The 19,053-nt window shown below is 65.8% G+C and carries 13 protein-coding genes; 3 read left to right on the top strand and 10 right to left on the bottom strand.

What is annotated here, in order from left to right:
* Window positions 1-78 precede the first annotated feature (78 nt).
* Window positions 79-594 (top strand): 3-hydroxyacyl-[acyl-carrier-protein] dehydratase FabA, encoded by a 516-nt coding sequence (gene fabA / locus ACW7G1_RS12065; protein WP_456963259.1) that lies wholly within the window; start codon window positions 79-81, stop codon window positions 592-594.
* A 2-nt stretch (window positions 595-596) separates the two neighbouring features.
* Window positions 597-1,832 (top strand): beta-ketoacyl-ACP synthase I, encoded by a 1,236-nt coding sequence (fabB, locus tag ACW7G1_RS12060; RefSeq protein WP_456980000.1) that lies wholly within the window; start codon window positions 597-599, stop codon window positions 1,830-1,832.
* Between the two features lie 352 nt (window positions 1,833-2,184).
* On the opposite strand, the gene ACW7G1_RS12055 is transcribed toward fabB, so the two are convergent.
* The 7 genes from ACW7G1_RS12055 to ACW7G1_RS12025 form a co-directional block, all read right to left on the bottom strand.
* The gene (locus ACW7G1_RS12055) at window positions 2,185-3,075 is read right to left on the bottom strand and encodes a U32 family peptidase (RefSeq protein ID WP_456979999.1); all 891 of its coding nucleotides are present in this window, start codon (window positions 3,073-3,075) and stop codon (window positions 2,185-2,187) included.
* Between the two features lie 49 nt (window positions 3,076-3,124).
* The gene (ubiU, locus tag ACW7G1_RS12050; RefSeq protein WP_456979998.1) at window positions 3,125-4,123 is read right to left on the bottom strand and encodes a ubiquinone anaerobic biosynthesis protein UbiU; all 999 of its coding nucleotides are present in this window, start codon (window positions 4,121-4,123) and stop codon (window positions 3,125-3,127) included.
* A 104-nt stretch (window positions 4,124-4,227) separates the two neighbouring features.
* On the bottom strand, window positions 4,228-5,694 hold the full coding sequence (locus tag ACW7G1_RS12045) for a UbiD family decarboxylase (protein ID WP_456979997.1): 1,467 nt from the start codon (window positions 5,692-5,694) through the stop codon (window positions 4,228-4,230).
* 116 nt (window positions 5,695-5,810) lie between these two features.
* Complete coding sequence (locus ACW7G1_RS12040; RefSeq protein WP_456979996.1) at window positions 5,811-6,956, bottom strand: PLP-dependent cysteine synthase family protein; 1,146 nt, start codon at window positions 6,954-6,956, stop codon at window positions 5,811-5,813.
* The gene (locus ACW7G1_RS12035; protein ID WP_456979995.1) at window positions 6,953-9,013 is read right to left on the bottom strand and encodes a pyridoxal phosphate-dependent decarboxylase family protein; all 2,061 of its coding nucleotides are present in this window, start codon (window positions 9,011-9,013) and stop codon (window positions 6,953-6,955) included. Before ACW7G1_RS12035 ends, ACW7G1_RS12040 begins: the two co-directional genes overlap by 4 nt.
* A complete protein-coding gene (locus tag ACW7G1_RS12030; RefSeq protein ID WP_456979994.1) occupies window positions 8,997-9,398 on the bottom strand; it encodes a SirB2 family protein in 402 nt (133 codons plus the stop codon). The genes ACW7G1_RS12035 and ACW7G1_RS12030 overlap by 17 nt, the downstream gene beginning before the upstream one ends.
* 41 nt (window positions 9,399-9,439) lie before the next feature.
* Entirely contained in the window at window positions 9,440-10,660 is a 1,221-nt protein-coding gene (locus ACW7G1_RS12025) for an NnrS family protein (RefSeq protein WP_456979993.1), read from the bottom strand.
* A 468-nt stretch (window positions 10,661-11,128) separates the two neighbouring features.
* Here ACW7G1_RS12025 and ACW7G1_RS12020 point away from each other — a divergent pair, with 468 nt between their 5' ends.
* The gene (locus ACW7G1_RS12020; protein WP_456979992.1) at window positions 11,129-14,146 is read left to right on the top strand and encodes a S8 family peptidase; all 3,018 of its coding nucleotides are present in this window, start codon (window positions 11,129-11,131) and stop codon (window positions 14,144-14,146) included.
* Between the two features lie 89 nt (window positions 14,147-14,235).
* Here the strand turns inward: ACW7G1_RS12020 and ACW7G1_RS12015 are convergent, their stop codons facing one another.
* The 3 genes from ACW7G1_RS12015 to hemN form a co-directional block, all read right to left on the bottom strand.
* A complete protein-coding gene (locus tag ACW7G1_RS12015; protein ID WP_456979991.1) occupies window positions 14,236-16,533 on the bottom strand; it encodes a nitric-oxide reductase large subunit in 2,298 nt (765 codons plus the stop codon).
* Between the two features lie 169 nt (window positions 16,534-16,702).
* Window positions 16,703-17,467 (bottom strand): helix-turn-helix domain-containing protein, encoded by a 765-nt coding sequence (locus ACW7G1_RS12010; protein WP_456979990.1) that lies wholly within the window; start codon window positions 17,465-17,467, stop codon window positions 16,703-16,705.
* 7 nt (window positions 17,468-17,474) lie between these two features.
* Window positions 17,475-18,866, bottom strand: coding sequence for an oxygen-independent coproporphyrinogen III oxidase (gene hemN, locus ACW7G1_RS12005; RefSeq protein WP_456979989.1), 1,392 nt, complete (start codon window positions 18,864-18,866; stop codon window positions 17,475-17,477).
* Window positions 18,867-19,053: the final 187 nt, after the last annotated feature.

Below are 19,053 nucleotides of genomic sequence, written 5' to 3'. Positions count from 1 at the left end.
AGTGTGATGTTGATGCGCGTCAATACAATTTTCGCGCCAAACCTGCAAAATCCAAGGTTTCCCCCGTTGCGTGAACACATGACTCGACCTTCTTCCTTCGACTACGAGCAGTTGCTGGCCTGCGGCCGCGGCGAGATGTTCGGCCCCGGCAACGCGCGCCTGCCTGCTCCGCCGATGCTCATGTTCGATCGCATCACCCAGATCACCACCGACGGCGGCAAGTACGGCAAGGGCTTCGTCCGCGCCGAGATGGATATTCGCCCCGACCTGTGGTTTTTCCCCTGCCATTTCGAGAACGATCCGGTCATGCCCGGCTGCCTCGGTCTGGACGCGATGTGGCAACTGTGCGGTTTCTACCTGCCGTGGCTGGGTGCGCCGGGCCGCGGCCGTGCGCTGGGCGTGGGCCAGGTCAAGTTCAGTGGCCAGGTGCTGCCGGACGCAAAACTGGTGACGTACGAGCTGGATATCCGCCGGGTCATGCGCGGTAAGCTGGAGCTGGTCATCGCCGACGGACGAACGCTGGTCGACGGCCGCGAGATCTATAATGCGTCCGACCTGCGGGTTGGATTGTTTACCTCAACGGAGGGTTTCTGAGCATGGCGCATGCATCCGACCGACGCGTAGTCGTCACCGGGATGGGCGTGGTTTCGTGCCTGGGCAATGACTTGGCCAGCGTTTCCGATTCGCTGCGCGACAGCCGTCCGGGCATCCGTTTCATCCCCGAATATGCCGATCTGGGGTTGCGCAGCCAGGTGGCTGGCGAGCCGCAGATCGACCTGACCGAACAGATCGACCGCAAACTCAAGCGCTTCATGGGCGATGCCGCCGGTTTTGCCTATGTCGCGATGCGCGATGCGATTGCCCAGGCCGGTCTGAGCGACGAACAGGTACACGACGTGCGCACCGGGCTGATTGCCGGTTCCGGTGGCGGCTCGCCGCAATGGCAGATTGAAACCGGCGATCTGCTGCGCAACCGCGGCGTGCGCAAAGTCGGCCCGTACATGGTGCCGCGCACGATGGGTTCGACCGTGTCGGCGACGTTGTCGACCGCATTCGGCATCCGTGGCCTGAGCTATTCGATTTCCGCCGCCTGCGCGACCTCGGCCCATTGCATCGGCGCCGGCGCCGACCTGATCCGCCATGGCGCGCAGGACGTGATCATTGCCGGCGGCGGTGAGGAGCTGCATTGGGGCATGACCGCCCAGTTCGACGCGATGGGCGCACTGTCGACCAAGCACAACGACACTCCGCTGACCGCATCACGCCCGTACGACATCGGCCGCGACGGCTTCGTCATCGCCGGCGGTGGCGGCATGCTGGTGCTGGAGGAGTACGAGCACGCCAAGGCGCGCGGCGCGAACATCCTCGCTGAGCTGGTCGGTTACGGCGTGACCTCTGACGGCGTCGACATGGTGGCCCCGTCCGGCGAAGGCGCGGTGCGCTGCATGCAGATGGCGCTGGCCGGCTTCGGCGGCCGTGAGGTTGGCACGATCGACTACCTCAACACGCACGGCACCTCGACCCCGCTGGGCGATGTGGTCGAGCTGCAGTCGGTGCGCAATGTCTTTGGCGACAAGGTGCCGCCGTTGTCGTCGACCAAGGCGCTCAGTGGCCACTCACTCGGTGCGGCCAGTGTGCACGAGGCGATCTACTGCCTGTTGATGATGCAGGGCGGCTTCATGGCCGGCTCCGCCAACATCGAGAGCCTGGACCCCAAGGTCGAAGGCTTCCCGATCGTGCGCGAAAGCCGCGCCGCGACGCTGGACACGGTGATGTCCAACAGCTTCGGCTTTGGCGGCACCAATGGCAGCCTGGTGTTCGCGCGGGTGTGAGGAAGAGCCGCTGCGGCGGCTGCGACTGACAGGTGATTCAAGCGCGCCGCCCGGGAGGGCGGCGCGTTTTGCTTTCTGGAGGCCGGGTTTCCTGGCGCTGTGAGAACGGCTTAGCTTTGATGAGGGCGCGGGCTGCGTGCGCCGGCCTGCGGGGGATTGCTCTTCCGCTCGGTCAGCCATTCATGGCTGACTCGCGGCCGCGGCCATCCATGGCCGCTCTACGCAATTCCCCCGCAGCCCGTCGCCCGCGGTTGGGCGCGCGGGTGTTTGGGGAGAAAAGCAGGTTGATGTGACCTGTTGAAACCGCCGCCAAAAGCAGACATCCCCTTTTGATAAAGCCGCCTACTACCCGCTACCCGGCCGCAATCTCCATATGCTCCGGCCGCATTCCCGGCTCCCCATGCCAGAAGCCGTTGCGCGCTCCCCTGCGGGGTGGCGGCGTCATCGATTGCCGGGCGAGGTCGAAATGTTCGACCACTTCGCGGCAGCCTTCGGCTTGCGGGTAGATCCGCAGCAGGTCGACGCCGAGTGCGCGCAGGGAGGGCAGTTCCGGGCCGAGGTCGACGGTTTCCTCGCCCTGGATCTGGATGCCGTTGATGCGCAGGAAGGCGTTGCCCTCGCGGGTGTCCAGTGGCATGCCGTCGGGGTAGTCGATGCAGCGGAAGCCGCACTGGTCCTTGGGCACGTCCAGCGCACGCGCGGTGAAGCAGCGCGCGGAGTACGACAACGGCAACCGGCCCCAGACGGTGACTTCCAGCTCGGGCATCGCGATGCCGTCAGCGAGCAGGGCGTCCTTGAGTTCGCCGATCAACTGCTCGCCCTGCTCGACGCCCGGTACCCAGCGACGCAGGCCGTCCTCCATCAGCATCGCCAGTGCGCGGTGGTTGTAGATGTTGAGCGTCGGCCCGGCGACGAACGGCAGGCCGGCGGTGCGGCACATCTGTACAGCGGACAGGTCGTTGGCCTCGACCCAGAAGCCGCCGTGCTCGACCAGTCGCGACAGCACGCTGAGCTCGGACTCGGCCTCGATCAACGCCAGGCTCGACAGCACGATCTGCTTGCCACTGACGGCCAGCTCCTCGGCCAGCGCAATCCAGTCGCGCGTGCCCAGCTCGCGGCGCTTGCTGCAGACCGTCTCGCCCAGATAGATCACCTCCAGTGGCCAGCCGGCAACCTCGCGATAGAACGCCAGCGTGCGCTCGCGGGGCCAGAAATACTGCAGCGGTGCCAGGCTCAGCTTCATGTGTTTCGCCATCCGGGTTGCCTCAAGAACATGCGTGCTCAGTCCTGCACTAGTGCCAGGCACGGTGATACGGGCCGAGCGTGGTCTGGTGGCCTTCGGCGTGGCCCGACAGCGTGCGTTGCCAGTCCGGCTGCAACGCCCAGGCATCGGGGTTCGCGCGGTACCGGTCCAGTGCCGACCGCCAGGTGCGGGTGACCGAGCCGACGTACGCGACGCCGCGCTGGCGACCCTCGATCTTCAGCGCCACCACACCGGCTTTCGCCAGCCGCGGCAGCAGCTCCAGGGTGTTGAGGCTGGTCGGCTCTTCCAACGCGTGGAAGGTCTCGCCGCCGACATCAAACCGACCCTTGCACACGGTCGGGTATCCGGCCGGCTCCTCGGGCTGGAAGCGGTCGATCAACACGTTGTTGAGCCGCGCGGTACGGCTGCCGTCGTCGAACTCGTCCCAGCGCACGAACTTCGCCGGCGAGCACACGCCGTGCCGGTTGGGCGATGCGCCGGTGACATAACTGGAGAGTTGGCAACGGCCTTCGACCATGATGCACAGGCTGCCGAACGCGAACACCTCGATGGCCACTGGCGAACGCTCGCACAGGCGCTCCACCTGCTGGATCGACAGCACCCGCGGCAACACAGCGCGGGCGATGCCGAAGCGCTCGTAGGCGTAACGCAGCGCCGGTTCGGTGGTGGCCGATCCTTGCACCGACAGGTGCCGCGCCAGGTCGGGGTGGGTGCGCGCGGCGTAATCCAGCACGCCCATTTCGGCGGCGATGATCGCGTCGCAACCGAACTCGGCTGCCTTTTCGACCGCGGCATGCCATTGCCCCAGGCGCACGCTGTCGGGATAGGTGTTGAGGGCGAGGTAGACCTTCGCGCCCTTGGCGTGGGCGTAACGGATGCCGCAGCGCAATTCCTCGTCGGAGAAGTTCAGGCCGGGAAAGGCGCGGGCGTTGGTCTGGTCGCGGAAGCCGGCGTAGACGGCGTTGGCACCGGCATCGACCGCGGCCTGCAGGGCCGGCAGGTTGCCGGCGGGACATACGAGTTGCATGGGCGCTCCGCGGTCGTCGAGATCGCCGGGATCGTCGCCCCTTGTGACGGGGGCGTCGTTGATCTGGGTCAGGTGGTGGCCGGGTAGGTCGGTCGCAGTAGTGATCAACCACGAATCCCGGACCACAGCGCGTCGACCCGCTGCTCGATGTCAGGGTCGAGGCGGATCGGCTGGCTCCATTTGCGAGTGGTCTCGCCGGGCCATTTGTTGGTGGCGTCGAAGCCGAGTTTGGAGCCCAGTCCCGGTGCCGGACTGGCGAAGTCGAGGTAGTCGATGGGCGTGTTCTCCACCAGCATCGTGTCGCGCGCCGGGTCGACCCGGGTGGACATCGCCCAGACCACTTGCGACCAGTCGCGCACGTCGATGTCCTCGTCGGTGACGATCACGAACTTGGTGTAGGTGAACTGGCGCAGGTACGACCACACGCCCATCATGATCCGGCGCGCGTGACCCGCGTACTGCTTGCGGATGCTGACCACCGCGATGCGGTACGAGCAGGCTTCGGGCGGCAGGAAGAAGTCGACGATCTCCGGGAACACTTTCTGCAGGATCGGCACGAAGACATCGTTGAGCGCAATCGCCAGCACCGAGGGTTCATCGAACGGTGCGCGGCCCATGTAACTGCCTTGGTAGATCGCATCCCTGCGCAGGTGCAGGCGCTCGATGGTGAGCACCGGGAAGTGGTCGGCGGCGTTGTAGTAGCCGGTGTGGTCGCCGAACGGGCCTTCCAGTGCCGTGTCGCCGGGATGGATGACGCCTTCGATCAGCATCTCCGCGCCGGCCGGAGCGTCCAGTCCGGTGCGCTGGCTGTGCCAGATGCGCGTGCGTTGGCCGCGCAGCAGGCCGGCGAATTCGTATTCCGACAGCGTGTCCGGTACCGGCGCGACTGCGGCCAGCGTGGTCGCCGGGTCCGCGCCAATCGCGACCAGCACCGGAAAGGGCTTGTCGGGATGCGCCGCTTGCCAGTCCGCGTAATCCAGCGCGCCGCCGCGGTGTGGCAGCCAGCGCATGATCACCCGGTCCGGGCCGATCACCTGCATGCGGTAGATCGCCACGTTCTGGCGCGGTTTGCGGGTGCCGCGGGTAATCACCAGGCCCAGGGTGATCAGGCGCGCCGCATCGTCCGGCCAACAGCGCTGGACCGGCAGTCGCGACAGATCGATGTCTTCGCCCTCCAGCGTCTCGTGCTCGAATGCGGCTTCGCGAACGCGCTGCGGGGCGACGTGGGCCAACTGGGCCAGTTCGGGCCAGGTGGACAGCGCCTGTTTCAGGCTCGACGGCCAGCGTGGTTCCTTGATCGCCGCCAGTAGCTGGCCCAGTTCGCGCAGGCTTGCCAGCGGTCGCCCGGCCAGCGCGGCCTCGATCCGGTCGCGGTGCCCGAACAGGTTGCCCAGCAGCGGATGCGCGCTGCCGACGGGGTGTTCCATCAACAGCGCCGGCCCGCCTTCGCGCAGCGCGCGCAGGCACAGCGAGGTGGACTCAAGGTCCGGATCGACAGATGCCGATACCCGGTGCAACTGGCCGGAGCGCTCCAGCCGGGACAGGAACGTACGCAGATCGTGGTCGGCCATGAGGGCACCGCAAGCAGGGGTGGCGACAGCCTCGTCGCTGCGTCAGCGTCGTGCCCTGATGCGGATCAAGTGCCATCGTCTTCGGGCTGGGATCTGCAACCGCTCCACTGCGTTGTTCAGACCGTCGGGTGCCACTCGCCGGTGGCCAGCGTCGCGCGCAAGGCCGCTTCCGCAGCGCTTGGGTCCAGCCCGCTACGCGACAGCCAGTCCGGGTCGTAGAGGGTCTGGTCGTAACGCTCGCCCGGATCGCACAACAGACTGACGATGCTGCCGCACTCGCCTGCGGCACGCATCCGGGTGGCCAACTGCAGGCAGGCAACCAGGTTGGTACCCGATGAGCCGCCGTAGCGTCGGCCGATGTGTTCTTCCAGCAGGCTCATTGCGGCGATCGAGGCGACGTCGGGCACTTCGACCACGTCGTCGACGACTTCGAACAGAAAGCCCGGCTCCACCCGCGGTCGGCCGATGCCTTCGATGACGGTCGGCTGGCTGCCAACGACCGTGCGGTCGCGCGCATGCCAGCCGTGTACGAATGCACTTCCGGTTGGCTCGGCCACGCACAGACGGGTTGGCAGGGCGCGGTAGCGCAGGTAGCGGCCGATCGTCGCCGAGGTGCCGCCGGTGCCGACGCCGCAGACGATCCATGCCGGCTCGGGATGCGGCTCCCGGGCCAGCTGGCCGATGATCGACTCGGCGATGTTGTTGTTGCCGCGCCAGTCCGTCGCACGTTCGGCGAGTCCGAACTGGTCGAGATGGCAGGCACCGTTGGCAGCATGCCAGGCGGCGCGCTCGTAGACCTGCGAAGGGTCGTCGACCAGGTCGCAATGGCCACCCAGCACCTGCACATCGGCGATCTTGCGCGGCGCGGTGGCCGCCGGCATCACCGCGGTGAACGGCAAGCCGAGCAATCGCGCGAACCACGCCTCGGAGATGGCGGTGCTGCCCGAGGACGCATCCACCACCGGCTGGCCCGGATGCAGCCGCCCGTTGCACAGGGCATACAGGTACAGCGAACGTGCGAGGCGGTGCTTCAGGCTGCCGGTCGGGTGTGCCGCCTCGTCCTTGAAGTAGAACTCGATGCCCGGAAAGCCCGGGAACTCCAGCCGTAACAGGTGGGTATCGGCCGAACGAGCAGCTTCCTGCCGCAACCGCGACAGGGCCTGGCCGGTCCATGAGCGCTGTGCGTCGGTGTCGTAGTGGCGCCCGGGCGGCTCGTCGCTGGAGCCGAACGCCGGGCCGGGGTGGAAGGAGTCCGGACTCATGGTGACGCCTCCGCCAGCAACGCACCGATGCGCCGGCCCAGGTGGGCCAGGTACAGGTCGATGTAACTGATGCCGTTCTCGTGGTCGATCAGGTACGGGTTCATCAACGTGTGGCGCAGGATCACCAGGCGGTCGTCATCGGCGTCATTGGCGCCGTCGCCCAGCGTGTCCGGGTCGATGCGCAGTGCCGACAGGATGCGGTGCATCTCCGCCGTGCCCACCGCCTCGGGCTGCAGGGTGGTCATCGAGCCGAAGAACTGCTTGAGCTGCAGCGGCTGGCTGGAATCGGCGCGCAATTCGTCATGGATCCGACGTACGAAGGCATTGGCGCGGGCGATGTCGCGGTTGCCGGCGGGGTTGATCGCCACGCAGACCAGGTTGCTGTCGGGCGCGAACGGCACCAGCACGTGGGCGATGCCTTCCAGCTCGGTAGCCAGATGGTGCGTGCGGGCATGGAATGCCTCGGCGGCCAGCACGGTCTGGCGCGGCAACCGGCCGAAGTTGGCGTGGTCCAGCGGCAACACTTTGTGGGTGACGTAAACCGCAGCGGCCGCGGCACCGGATTTGGAGCCCTCCGGCACGAACTGGCCCAGCCGGCGGTAGCGGCTCAGGTAATCGGTGGCGCGGGTGTCGTGGAACACGTAGTCGGCAGCTTCGGCCAGTAACGCCGTCGCGCGGTGGTCGCGGCAGATAAAGGCGCCCGCGCCATAGGGCAGGTAGCCCAGCTTGTGGGGATCCACGGTGACCGAGTCGGTCTGTCCGAGCGCGGCGAACGCGGCGTGTACTTCCGGCAGCGGAAATTGCCTGAAGCCAGTGCGCACCTCGGCCAGGCTGCGCAGACTGCCGTCCGGATTGCGAAACAGGGTCGCCAGATAGCCACCCCAGGCGGCATCGACATGCACGCTGAAGCCCAGTCCTCGCGCCTGTGCGCGATCGCGCGCGGCAACCACGGCATCCACTGGATCGACCGTGCCGTACTCGGTGGTGCCAAGTACGGCGACTGTCATCAACACCGGCTGGCGCTCGCGTTCGCAGCGTTGCAATGCGTCTTCCAGCGCGTCCGCGTCCAACCGCATGCCGCGCTCGGGCAACAGTTGTAGTTGGTCGCGACCCAGGCCGAGCAGCTTCAGCCCCTTGCTCCACGAGTAATGCGCGGTGACCGGGGCGAGCACCACCGGCACGCGTAAATCGCGGTGACGGGCGAAGAATTCGACCAGACCCAGGTGCTCCAGTCGCTGCGTCTGCACCGCGTCGCGCCAGTGACGACGCTCGCGTGACGGCTGTGCGGCCAGCCACGCCTGCCATTGTTCGAGCAGCTCGATACCCGCCGCCGGGCCGAGGTTGAAGGCGGCCCAGTCGGTGGCCGGCAGTGACAGATCCGGCACGCCGGCGGCACGCAACGCGACCGGAAACGCCTTCAGCGCCAACGCCAGTCGCAGCGCCTGGTAGTTGGCGACGGTGCCGCCGGAGGTCAGGTGCCCGAACGCGCAGTCCGGGCGCGTGGTGTCGTCCGGATAGCCCAGCATCCGCGCCAGTTGCAGGCCGACCTGGACCTCCAGGTCGATGGTGACCGGGGCGGCATCCTCGCTGACATTGTTGGGGTTGTAGGGCAGGGTCAGCATCTGCGCAGCCAGTCCCGGCAGCAGCAGGTCGGAGGCCATGTGGCCGATATAGCGTGGACTGTGGAACGGCACCGAGCGCTTCAACGATGCCGACAACTGGTGCAGCTCGCGTCGCAGCCGTGCCTCGAAGGCCTGATAGTCCGGATGTTGGGCCGCGTGGGTCGGGATCGCCGGTGGATCCTCGGGGTGGAAGTTGCGCCGCCAGTACACATGGTCGCGCAGGAACTCGACCATGAGTTTTTCCAGCAAGGCGTCGTTCTCGCCATACGGGCCGAGGAACAGCGCATCCAGCAGTGGCCGGTCCGGGTCGGTGCCGGCGGGGACTGCTGCGACCGACCTGTCCGCAGGCAGGTCGCCAACGGGCAGAGCTGTCGCGACGGGAATACCGTCGTCACCTCTGCCGCTGATTGCCAGGAGGTCAGCCGATAATTCCATACAGGAATCCCCAGGGGCTATGCGCGCGGGCAATCGAATACACCATCGCGAAGGTCAGCAGCGCGGCTACGTAGAACCCGGCCTTGGCCATCCGCGTGCGTCCGCGTTTGATCGCCATGACGCCCAACACGATGTAGACCACCAACAGCAGCAACTTCGCTGTCAGCCAGCCATTGGCGAACAGCGCGCCGGGCAGGATCGTCAACAACATCAGCGCCGCGGTCAGCAGCGCGGTATCCACGGTATAGCTGGTCCAGCGCACGACCAGCCAGTGCGGCCAGCGCATCCCGGCCAGTACGCCAGCGCCGCGCAGCGCAAAGATCGCGCCACTGGTCAGCGCCATGGCGACGTGGATGCTCTTGATTTGCGGGTAGAACTCGATCACGGGGAATCCTCGACGGTCGTGGTGACGGTGGCTGCTGGCCGTCAACCCGGCCTGCCATCTGCGCGGGGACTCAGGTAGATGCGTCCGATCCGCGCCACCCAGGGCACGAAAGCGACCAGCCAGCCCAGCCCGGCCACAGCCTGCCATGCGCCGGCATCGGGCAACACCTCGGCGCCGACCCGCATGACAGTCACGACCTGGATGGCGATGAATGCGAACCATGCCACGCCCGACATTTCCAGCGCGCGGCCGGCATGGCCCTGGGTGACCCGGGTCACCATCGCAATGAGGACACTGCCGAAGAAGCCGACGAACAGCGCGTGCGCCGGACCGCGCCCAAGCCAGTAGACGTCGGTCATCGCGTGGATGATGCTCTGCGCCGAATACAGTGCGAAGGCGATTGGCAGCCACGCCAGGCCAATGAACAGCACCGACAGCAGGCCCGGTTGCTTGCCACGCGGCCACCAGCGCCACAGCATCATGGTGGTCAAGGCCAGCAGGGGCAGGTCGACCAGCCATAACCAGCTGTAGGCGTGCAGCAGGTCCAGCGCCAGATGACCCAGCACCAGCGGCCAGAACACTCCCAGCAGCCACATCGGTCGCCACGGCTGGTAGCCCGGCACGACGCGGCTGGCAAAGAACGGGAACATCCGGTGGGCAACGGTCAGGTACACCGGCAGCAGCAATCCGAAACTGCCGATCTTGATGCTGGCGAACAGCCATGCCGATGATGCGCCAAGCAGGAATGCGCCCCACGCCAGTACGCCGATAAAGCCCAGTAGCAAAGCCGCGAAGCATGACCGTGCATGCCAGGTGACCCCCTTTTCCCGCCACAACAGCAGCCCCAGGGTCAGCAGGCCAACCAGCCAGCCAGCTGCGGTCATCCACATGCCGATGACGACGCCGGCCTCCCAGCCCAGTGCGCCCAGCAGCGTCGCGATCTGGCCACCGAACAGGCCCAGGCCTACCGGGATATATCGCCAGCGATCAATCTCCGGCAGGCCGAGCCATTTTGGGAAGGTGGTCAGCAGGAAGCCGAAGAAAAAGCTCGGCAGCACCTGGTATTGCATGACGAAGGCATGGACCCAGCCGGCATACGGCTGCGACTGCGGCATCGTCCAGGCCGGCCAGCGCGCCGCCAGCAGCCATGCGGCCCACCACGCCATTGCGATCAGCACGTTGGTCGCACCAATGAAGAACATCAGCCGGTGCGGGGCGGTGCCCAGCAGGCGGGGCGAAAGGCGATGCGCTCGGGTGTTCATGGGCGGAGTCTGGCGCGTCGGCGACGGCGGGGCATTGATCCAGGTCAGCCCGCGGCTGGGGAGCACCGAGTTGTGCGCCGCTGGTGCATCGATCGAGCAGCCAGTAGCTGCGTACGAGTTGGACTTACTGCTGCGACCGTGCGCCAGATGCCTGGTATCGCTGTCGCGACGTCGCAGGGCGACCATTACGAAGCAATTGGAGTGCCATGACTCTTCTTGTTGACGCCCATATGTGAGCAGGTAGCCACCTTTCGTGATGTTCTGGCAGGTCGACATTCTCCAAAGCGGTTGACTGTAGGCCATCCACGCGATGAGGGACGGGGCCAACGTGGCATGCGTTGCATCTTATGAGTGGCGTGGGCCGCGCGCCAACGGCGCATGGACCTAGCGCTTGGCCCATGGTTAAATCACGCGTTCGACGGCTCAAGGATCCTGCTGGGGAGTGGGGGTGGGCCGTTTGGGGGCGACATGAAAAAGAAATTTTTGCGCGAGCCGATGGCCCGGGCGGTGATGCTGAGCCTTGCGCTGACGATGGCCGGGTGTGGCGGTGGCGGTGGGGGTGTGCGCAGCGATCCACCGCCCGCGGGACAGCTTCCCACGCCACCCGACGTGCTGCCGCCTACGTCCCCCGTTGAGCCGCCGGTGACGCCTACGCCCCCCGTTGAGCCGCCGGTGCCGCCTGCCCCCGCTCCGTTGTTGCCGGCGGGCGAACTGGTGATGCCCACGCGGTTACAGGAGCCTCCGATGAATGGTGCCGCCCATCTGCAGGTCATCAATGCCGTCTCCGCGCATCTGAACGGCAATCGCGGCAACGGGCAGTTCATCGCCCTGTACGACTCGGGCGCACGGGGCGGCCACCCGGCCCTCGACCAGCACCTGTGGTGGGGGAACGGTTCTGACCTGGTCGACTGGTCCACCAATGACTACAAACAGGACGATGCCAACGGCCACGGCACATCAACCGCCCTGGTCGCCATCGGCAGCCCACAGGGTGACTGGGCTGGCGGTGCCGCGCCCGACGCGAACCTGCACGTGATGCGGATCATCCCCGATCGTCCCACCGACGGAAATCCGTTCGGCCAGCCCACCGTGGAAGACGGAATCAGCGCGCTCGAACGCGGGCTAGCCAGCAAGAGTGCATTCACCCGCGCAGCGGGCTTCACTTGGGACGGCAATTTCCGATGGCAGGCCCCGGCCATCACGCAGCGCCTGTTCGATGCGTTCGAGGCCTACGTCGACTGGTCGGCCGATTCGCCGTCGTACGACGGTCTGGTGGTGTTCGCCGCAGGTGATGGTGGCAACGCTGATCCGACTCAGATGGCGAGCCTGCCGAGCCTACCCGGTGCGCCGGCATCGCTTTCGGAGCACTGGATCACCGTCGCCGCTGTGGAAACGGCGCGTCCCGATCGTCTGGCTGCATACTCCAACGGCTGCGGCGTGGCGATGGACTACTGCGTGGTGGCACCGGGCGACGTGACGCTGGTCGGCAACGCCGATACGGCAGGCAACCCCAGCTACTGGTCAATGACCAGTACACAGGCAGCGTCACCGCTGGTGCTCGGTGCGGCGGCGATGGTGTGGCAGGCGTTCCCGCTGATCAGCGGCGAACAGGTCCGCGATATCTTGTTGGGCACGGCGACTGATCTGGGCGTGCCGGGGCCGGATCCGATATTCGGCCAGGGACTGATCAACGTCGAGAAAGCGCTGCGCGGTCCCGGCCGGCTCGACTGGGGCGACATGGATGTGTGGCTGCCCTATGGCGAACAGATGACCTGGTGGAACGACATCTCTGGCGGCGGCGGCATCAGCACCTCGGGCGACGGCTGGCTCAGCCTGAGCGGCAACAACACGTTCACCGGTCCGTTGCACTTGACCAACGGTTCCGTGGTGACCATCAACGGCCGCATGGGCGCGGACGTGACCATCGACGCGGGCACGCAATTGTATGCCTGGGACGTGACAGTCGAAGGCGATGTGGAAAACCACGGCAATCTGTCAATCAACACCAACAACAACCCCAAACAGCCAACGACATTCAAGGGCAACGTTGTTAGCGATGGCGTGCTCTACAACGGGCCGATGCCGAGCACGACGCTGGAAGGCAACCTAGAACTGCGCGTGCCAGGCCGGTACTCGATCTACCTGGGCAATGCGCCGCTGCACGTGAAAGGCCGGGCTAACATCGACGGCGAGCTGTACGTCGCGGCCACGGCACCGGGCTATGTGGCGCGAAGCAACACTGAGGTACTGGTCGCCGACGGCGGCGTGCACGGCGTGTTCTCCAGCCTCCATGCGCCCATGAGCTTGATGCTGCAAGCGACCATCGGTTACGACGCCAACCGGGTCTGGCTCGATGTCACGCAGGTACAGGCGACGGCGCTGAGCGGCATGAACTTCACGCCCGCCAGCTTCAGTGCCGCGCAGCGCGTGGACAATGCGCTCGACACGCTCAACGGAATGGCCGACATACCGGCAGGAGCGGCGGGTTACCATCCGGTCGACACGTTTGCCGATGCGGCCGGCGTGCTCCAGCGCATCGACAGCCGGCAGGTGTTGCAGGACTCGCTGGACAGTCTGTCCGGCGAACTCCATGGGGCCGACATGACCTTTGCGATGATGGCCATCGACGGCAACCGTCGCAAACTGGAGTCGCGCGTGGATGAACTGGCCAACGGCCGTGCCGGCGTCTGGTCAGACACGCAGCAATCGCATCGCCAGTTCGGACGTTTCAGCATGCAGTCCCAAGGGTGGGCGATGGGCGTGGATGTCCAGCGCGACGATCGCTTCACCATCGGTGCGGCGTTGTCGCAGAGCGACGGTACCGGGTACCACGCGCAGCGCCGCGACCGCGAGCAGAACCGCCAGACCGAGGGTCAACTCTATGCCACCCGGGGCCTGGGCCGAGGCTACCTGCTCGGTGCTGCGTCGTTCGGGCAGATGCAGCGCTGGACACAGCGCGACGTGCTGATCGGTACGAACGCATTCCGGCTCGATTCCGACCACACCCAACATTACTTCACGGCCGGCGTACAGGCGGGTCTGACCTTTTCCTGGAACACGGGCCGGGCAACGCCGTACGCCGGCGTGCAGAGCGTGCAACTGGATCGCGACGGCTTCGAAGAGTCGGGTGCCGCGGGTTTCGGCCTGAGCACGGCCGACTCGACGTTGCGCGCCAGTCAGGCACTGCTTGGCGCGCGCTTCGATCAGGACGTCAACTTCGGCTGGAGTGCGTGGACACTGCGTGCGCGGATAGAATGGCAGCACCTGCTGTCGCAGGTGGGCGAGGATATCCAAGCGCGATTTTCCGCAGTGGATGCGTGGGCACCGATCGGCGGCGAGGGACTGGGCCGCGACGTGGGTGTGTTCGGATTGGGCTTCGACGCGCGGTTCGGTCGTCGTGGCAGACTCGGCTTGAACCTGGATGCGCGTCGCGAACACGGCGAGACGTTGACCGGCGCAATGGCGACCTGGTCGGTGACCTACTGAGACGGAGCTGCCTCTCCCCTCAGTTGGGAGAAGAACCAAAAAAAGGGCGACCGAAGTCGCCCCTTGGTGTTACCCGTTGCCGCTATGGATCAGCTGCTGCGCTCCGCCTCCAACACTGCCGGAGCGGGCTTGTTGACCGGACGCGGGCCCAGCCACAGCGAGACCACGAACAGTGCGATCAGGAATGCACCGATCGCGAACACCGTGTCACCCGGCACCCGCAGCCATACCAGCAGGTCGATGATCGGGCGGTTCATGAACTCCGCCGAGCGTGCATACCAGTAGCCGTGTTCCAGATTGGCTTCCAGTTGCAGCACGCCCATCGGCAGCAGGGTCAGGAGGGTCATCAGGGCCAGTCCGATATTCAGCGACCAGAAGCCGCTGCGGATCAGTCCTTCCATCCACACCCGCTCGGGCCTCAGTCCGCGCAGGCAGTACAGCATCAAGCCGATACCCAGCATGCCGTACACGCCAAACAACGCGGTGTGGCCGTGGGCGGCGGTGATGTTGGTGCCCTGCATGTAGAACAGCGCCAGCGGGGTGTTGATCAGGAAGCCCAGCAGTCCGGCACCGATCAGGTTCCAGAAGCTGACCGCGAGGAAGAACATGATCGGCCACTTGTAGCGTTGCATCCATGGCGTGGCGCGGCTGTTCCTCCAGGTCTCGTGGGCCTCCAGTCCGATCAACGCCAGCGGCACCACCTCCAGCGCCGAGATGCTGGCGCCCAGTGCGATGACGCCGGTAGTGACGCCGGCGAAGTACAGATGGTGGAACATGCCCAGCACGCCGCCGGACATGAACACGATGGTGGCGAACAGCACGTTGATCGTCGCCGACTTGCCGCGCACCAGCCCCAGCTTGACGAAGATGAAGCTGATCACCGCGACCGCGAACACCTCGAAGAACCCTTCCACCCACAGGTGGACGATCCAGAAACGCCAGTAGGTGACGATCGAGATATGGGTGTCCTCGCGCCACATCAGGCCGGCGGCGTACAACAGGCCGATTGCCACCGTGGACAGGAACAGCAAGCCGGCAATCGAGGACGTCTGGTCCTTGCGACGCATCGCCGGCCACAGCGCGCGGCCCAGCAGGACCACCCACAACATCAGCCCGATGAACAGGTAGATCTGCCAGAAGCGGCCGATATCGGTGTATTCCCAGCCCTGGTGGCCGAACCAGAAGTTGTTGGCGAGCCCCAACTTCTGCATCACCGCGAACCACTGGCCGGCAAAGGCGCCCACCACGATGATGATCAGGCTGATGAACAGGAAGTTCACCCCGAATTTCTGGTACTTGGGCTCATGCCCCGAGATCGCCGGGCCGAGGTACAGGCCGGTGGCCAGCCACGCGGTTGCGATCCACAGGATGGCCAGTTGCGTGTGCCAACTGCGGGTCACCGCGTAAGGCAGGTAGTTCGCCAGTTCGAAGCCGTAGGCCTGCTGGCCTTCAATCTGGTAATGCGCGGTGGTCGCGCCCATCAGGATCTGGAACAGGAACAACGCCATCACCAGCCAGAAGTACTTGGCCGTGGCCCGCATTGATGGGGTGACCACGATCTTGGCGACCGGATCCTCGACGGGCGGCACCAGTGGCTTTTCCTTGCCGTGATAAGCCGCGTAATGCCAGGCCAACAACGCGATGCCGGCAATCATGAACAGGATCGAGAACATCGACCACATGAAGCTGCTGGAGGTCGGCTTGTTGCCCACCAGCGGCTCGTGCGGGAAGTTGTTGGTGTACGACTTCACGTCGTCGGGGCGGTTGGTCACCGTCGCCCACGACGCCCAGAAGAAGAACCCGGTCATCAGGCGCCGGTGCTCCTCATCGGGCACCGGGTTCTCGCGCAGCGCGTAGGCTTCGCGCAGATGCGCGGTTGCCGGATCTGCGGAAAACACGCTGATGTAGTGCGCCGCGACCTGCGAGATTGCCTGCGCACGCTCGTCGGAGATGACGATGGTACCGGTCTCGGGATCGTAGGTATTGCGACGGATCTCCGGTTTGATCTCCGCCTGCAGCTTGGCTTGGGTGCTGTCGTCGAGCTCCTCGTAGGGTTTTCCGAACTCGGACTGTGCACGCAAATCCAGCCAGGCCACGACCTCCAGGTGCAGCCATTCGGCCGACCAGTCCGGAGCAATCAACGCGCCGTGGCCCCAGATCGAACCGTTCTGCTGCCCACCTATGCTTTGCCACACGTGACGGCCGGTCAAGATCCCGTCGCGGGTGTAAACCACCTCGCCACTTTCGGTCACGACCTGTTCCGGCATCGGCGGTGCCGTCTGGTACAGGTCCTTGCCGATCCACAACATGATGCCGAAGCTGACGACCAACAGGGCCCCCAGGCCCCACCAGAGTCGCCTGGTGATTAGCACGCTTTTTGGTTCCATAGCACTCGTTCTCCGGACAGATGCCGCATCTTCGCCGGTTGCCGGCGCGGGCATGTTGATTTGAGTCAAGCTTGGAGCGCCATCCCCTTCGGCGTGTCTTGCTTATACCAGTCCGGCGGCAGTTTGTTGCTGCGACGCCGGACATCACCGGCGGCAAAGGCAACGCAGCTCAGCGATGCAGTATGGGATCGGCCAGCGCGTCGAGCCGGTCGCGATCAAGCAATTCCAGTTCGCGTCGATCAACCAGCAACAGGCCATCCTTCTGGAACCGGCGCAACACCCGGCTCACCGTTTCCGGCGCAAGGCGCAGGTAGTTGGCGATATCGGTGCGCGCCATGGTCAATTGGAACCGGTTGGCCGAGAAGCCACGCGCGGCCAGTCGTCGCGACAGGCCGATCAGGAACGCGGCCATGCGCTGGTCGGCCGTCCAGTCGCCGGCCAGCATCGCCGCACGACCGATGTCGCGGCTGAGCAGCCGGAACAGGTGGTGTTGCAGGCCGGGCAGCTTGGTTGCCAATACCGCGATCTTGGGGAACGAGAACCGGCACAGCATCGCCGTGTCCAGTGCGACCGCATTGCACGGGTAGGTCTCGCCATCGATCGCGTCCAGGCCGATCACCTCGCCGGGCAAGTAGAAGCCCAGCACGTGTTCGCGCCCGTCGCGGTCGATCATGTAGGTCTTGACCGTGCCCGCCCGCACCGCCGCGATGGCCTCGAACGGGTCGCCCTCGCGGAAGATGTGGTCCCCGGCGTGGTACGGGCCGACATGCTCGACCAGTACGTGCAGGTCTTCTAGCGAGCGCTTGTCCATGCCCTCGGAAAGGCACGCCTGGGAGAATGCGCAGGTCGAGCAGAATGTCAGCTCGTCGCCGTCATCGGCCAGCGTGCTCGCATCCTGCCGCGGAAATGCGATTGGGCTCACCCGCGCCTCCATGCTGCGCTCAGATAGCGCGGGAGAAGCGGGGCGGGTCGGAAGGCAGGGTCAGGTAATGGTCGAAGCACATGGCTATGTTACGCAGCAAAAGCCGGCCGCGCGACGTTGCGACGATGCGTCGTGGCTCGACCCGCACCAGGCCATCGTCGATCAGTGGCTGCAGTTGTTCAAATGCGTCGGCGAAGTACTCGTGGAAGTCGATCAAATACCGCCGCTCCAGCGCGTCGATCGGGATCTCGCCCTGGCACATCAGGCGCTGGATCACATCGGCACGCAATTGATCGTCCTCGCTCAGGCGCATGCCGCGGAACACCGGCAGCCGGCCTTCGTCGAGGGCGACCTGCCAGCTCGGCAGGTCGCGCGGATTCTGGCTGAAACTGTCGCCGACATGGCTGATCGCGCTCACGCCCAGGCCGATCAGGTCGGTGTCGGAGTGGGTGGTGTAGCCCATGAAGTTGCGATGCAGGCCACCGCGGTCTTGCGCCGTGGCGAGGTCGTCGTCGGGCAGGGCGAAATGGTCCATGCCGACATAGCAGTAGCCGGCGTCGGTGAGTTTCTCGATCGCCAACTGCAGCAGTCCCAGCTTGACGTCGGCCGAGGGCAGGTCGGCTTCGTTGATCTGTCCCTGGGCCTTGAACAGGTCGGGCAGGTGCGCGTAGCTGTATACCGCCAGCCGGTCCGGCCGCGCTTGGATCACCGTGTCCAGCGTGCGTGAGAAACCGGAGAGACTCTGCTTGGGCAGTCCGTAGATCAGGTCGACATTGACCGAACGCATGCCGTGTTGGCGGCAGGCCTCGATGATCGCCACCGTCTCGGCGACCGACTGGATGCGGTTGACCGCCTCCTGCACCGCGGGGTCGAAGTCCTGCACGCCCAGGCTGGCGCGGTTGAAGCCGATCGCGGCCAGTTCGCCGACATCCGCCGGCGAGATGAAGCGTGGGTCCAGCTCGATCGACAGGTCGCGCTTGGGCGACTCGGAGAAATGGAAATGGCTGCGCAGCGAGTCCACCACGTCACCCAGTTGCGCCGGCGACAGAAAGTTCGGGGTGCCCCCGCCGAAGTGCAGCTGGATCACCTCGCGGTCGCGGTCGAACAGCGCCGCGGTCATCGCGATCTCGCGGTACAGGCGTACCAGGTAGGTTTCGCCGCGAGCCAGGTCGCGGGTGATGATCCGGTTGCAGCCGCAGTAGAAGCACGGGCTCATGCAGAACGGCACGTGCACGTACAGCGACAGCCGGCGCGGGATCGGGTCGCCATTGCTGGCCATCACCGCCTCGCGCAGCGCCTCCTCACCGAAGGTGGTGGAGAACTGCGGCGCGGTCGGGTACGAGGTGTACCGCGGCCCGGGCCGGTCGTAGCGCTGCAGGAGCGCCGCATCGAAGAGCAGGGGGCTGGACATGCGGGTCAGGCTATCCAGCGGCCTCGCCGCGCGCCTTGATCGGCGTCAAATGACTGCGGGAAAGAGCGTCTTCGGCTTGCGGATGCGGGTTTGGTCAGACCAACTCGGCAGTGGGGTATAGCTCACGATCCTCGCGCCCGCAGGGAATCGGGCTGGCCGCGGATCTTTTCACCCCGGCGTCGGCTGG

The sequence above is a fragment of the Lysobacter sp. A378 genome (assembly GCF_054052125.1).
This window is presented reverse-complemented; position numbering and strand designations above follow the sequence as displayed.

Excerpts from the sequence above, each read along its gene's own strand:
- ACW7G1_RS12040 (WP_456979996.1), bottom strand. The coding sequence starts at position 6,956 with ATGAGTCCGGACTCCTTCCACCCCGGCCCGGCGTTCGGCTCCAGCGAC.
- ubiU (WP_456979998.1), bottom strand. The coding sequence starts at position 4,123 with ATGCAACTCGTATGTCCCGCCGGCAACCTGCCGGCCCTGCAGGCCGCG.
- ACW7G1_RS12045 (WP_456979997.1), bottom strand. The coding sequence starts at position 5,694 with ATGGCCGACCACGATCTGCGTACGTTCCTGTCCCGGCTGGAGCGCTCC.
- ACW7G1_RS12025 (WP_456979993.1), bottom strand. The coding sequence starts at position 10,660 with ATGAACACCCGAGCGCATCGCCTTTCGCCCCGCCTGCTGGGCACCGCC.
- fabB (WP_456980000.1), top strand. The coding sequence starts at position 597 with ATGGCGCATGCATCCGACCGACGCGTAGTCGTCACCGGGATGGGCGTG.
- ACW7G1_RS12020 (WP_456979992.1), top strand. The coding sequence starts at position 11,129 with ATGAAAAAGAAATTTTTGCGCGAGCCGATGGCCCGGGCGGTGATGCTG.
- fabA (WP_456963259.1), top strand. The coding sequence starts at position 79 with ATGACTCGACCTTCTTCCTTCGACTACGAGCAGTTGCTGGCCTGCGGC.
- hemN (WP_456979989.1), bottom strand. The coding sequence starts at position 18,866 with ATGTCCAGCCCCCTGCTCTTCGATGCGGCGCTCCTGCAGCGCTACGAC.
- ACW7G1_RS12010 (WP_456979990.1), bottom strand. The coding sequence starts at position 17,467 with ATGGAGGCGCGGGTGAGCCCAATCGCATTTCCGCGGCAGGATGCGAGC.
- ACW7G1_RS12015 (WP_456979991.1), bottom strand. The coding sequence starts at position 16,533 with ATGGAACCAAAAAGCGTGCTAATCACCAGGCGACTCTGGTGGGGCCTG.
- ACW7G1_RS12035 (WP_456979995.1), bottom strand. The coding sequence starts at position 9,013 with ATGGAATTATCGGCTGACCTCCTGGCAATCAGCGGCAGAGGTGACGAC.
- ACW7G1_RS12055 (WP_456979999.1), bottom strand. The coding sequence starts at position 3,075 with ATGAAGCTGAGCCTGGCACCGCTGCAGTATTTCTGGCCCCGCGAGCGC.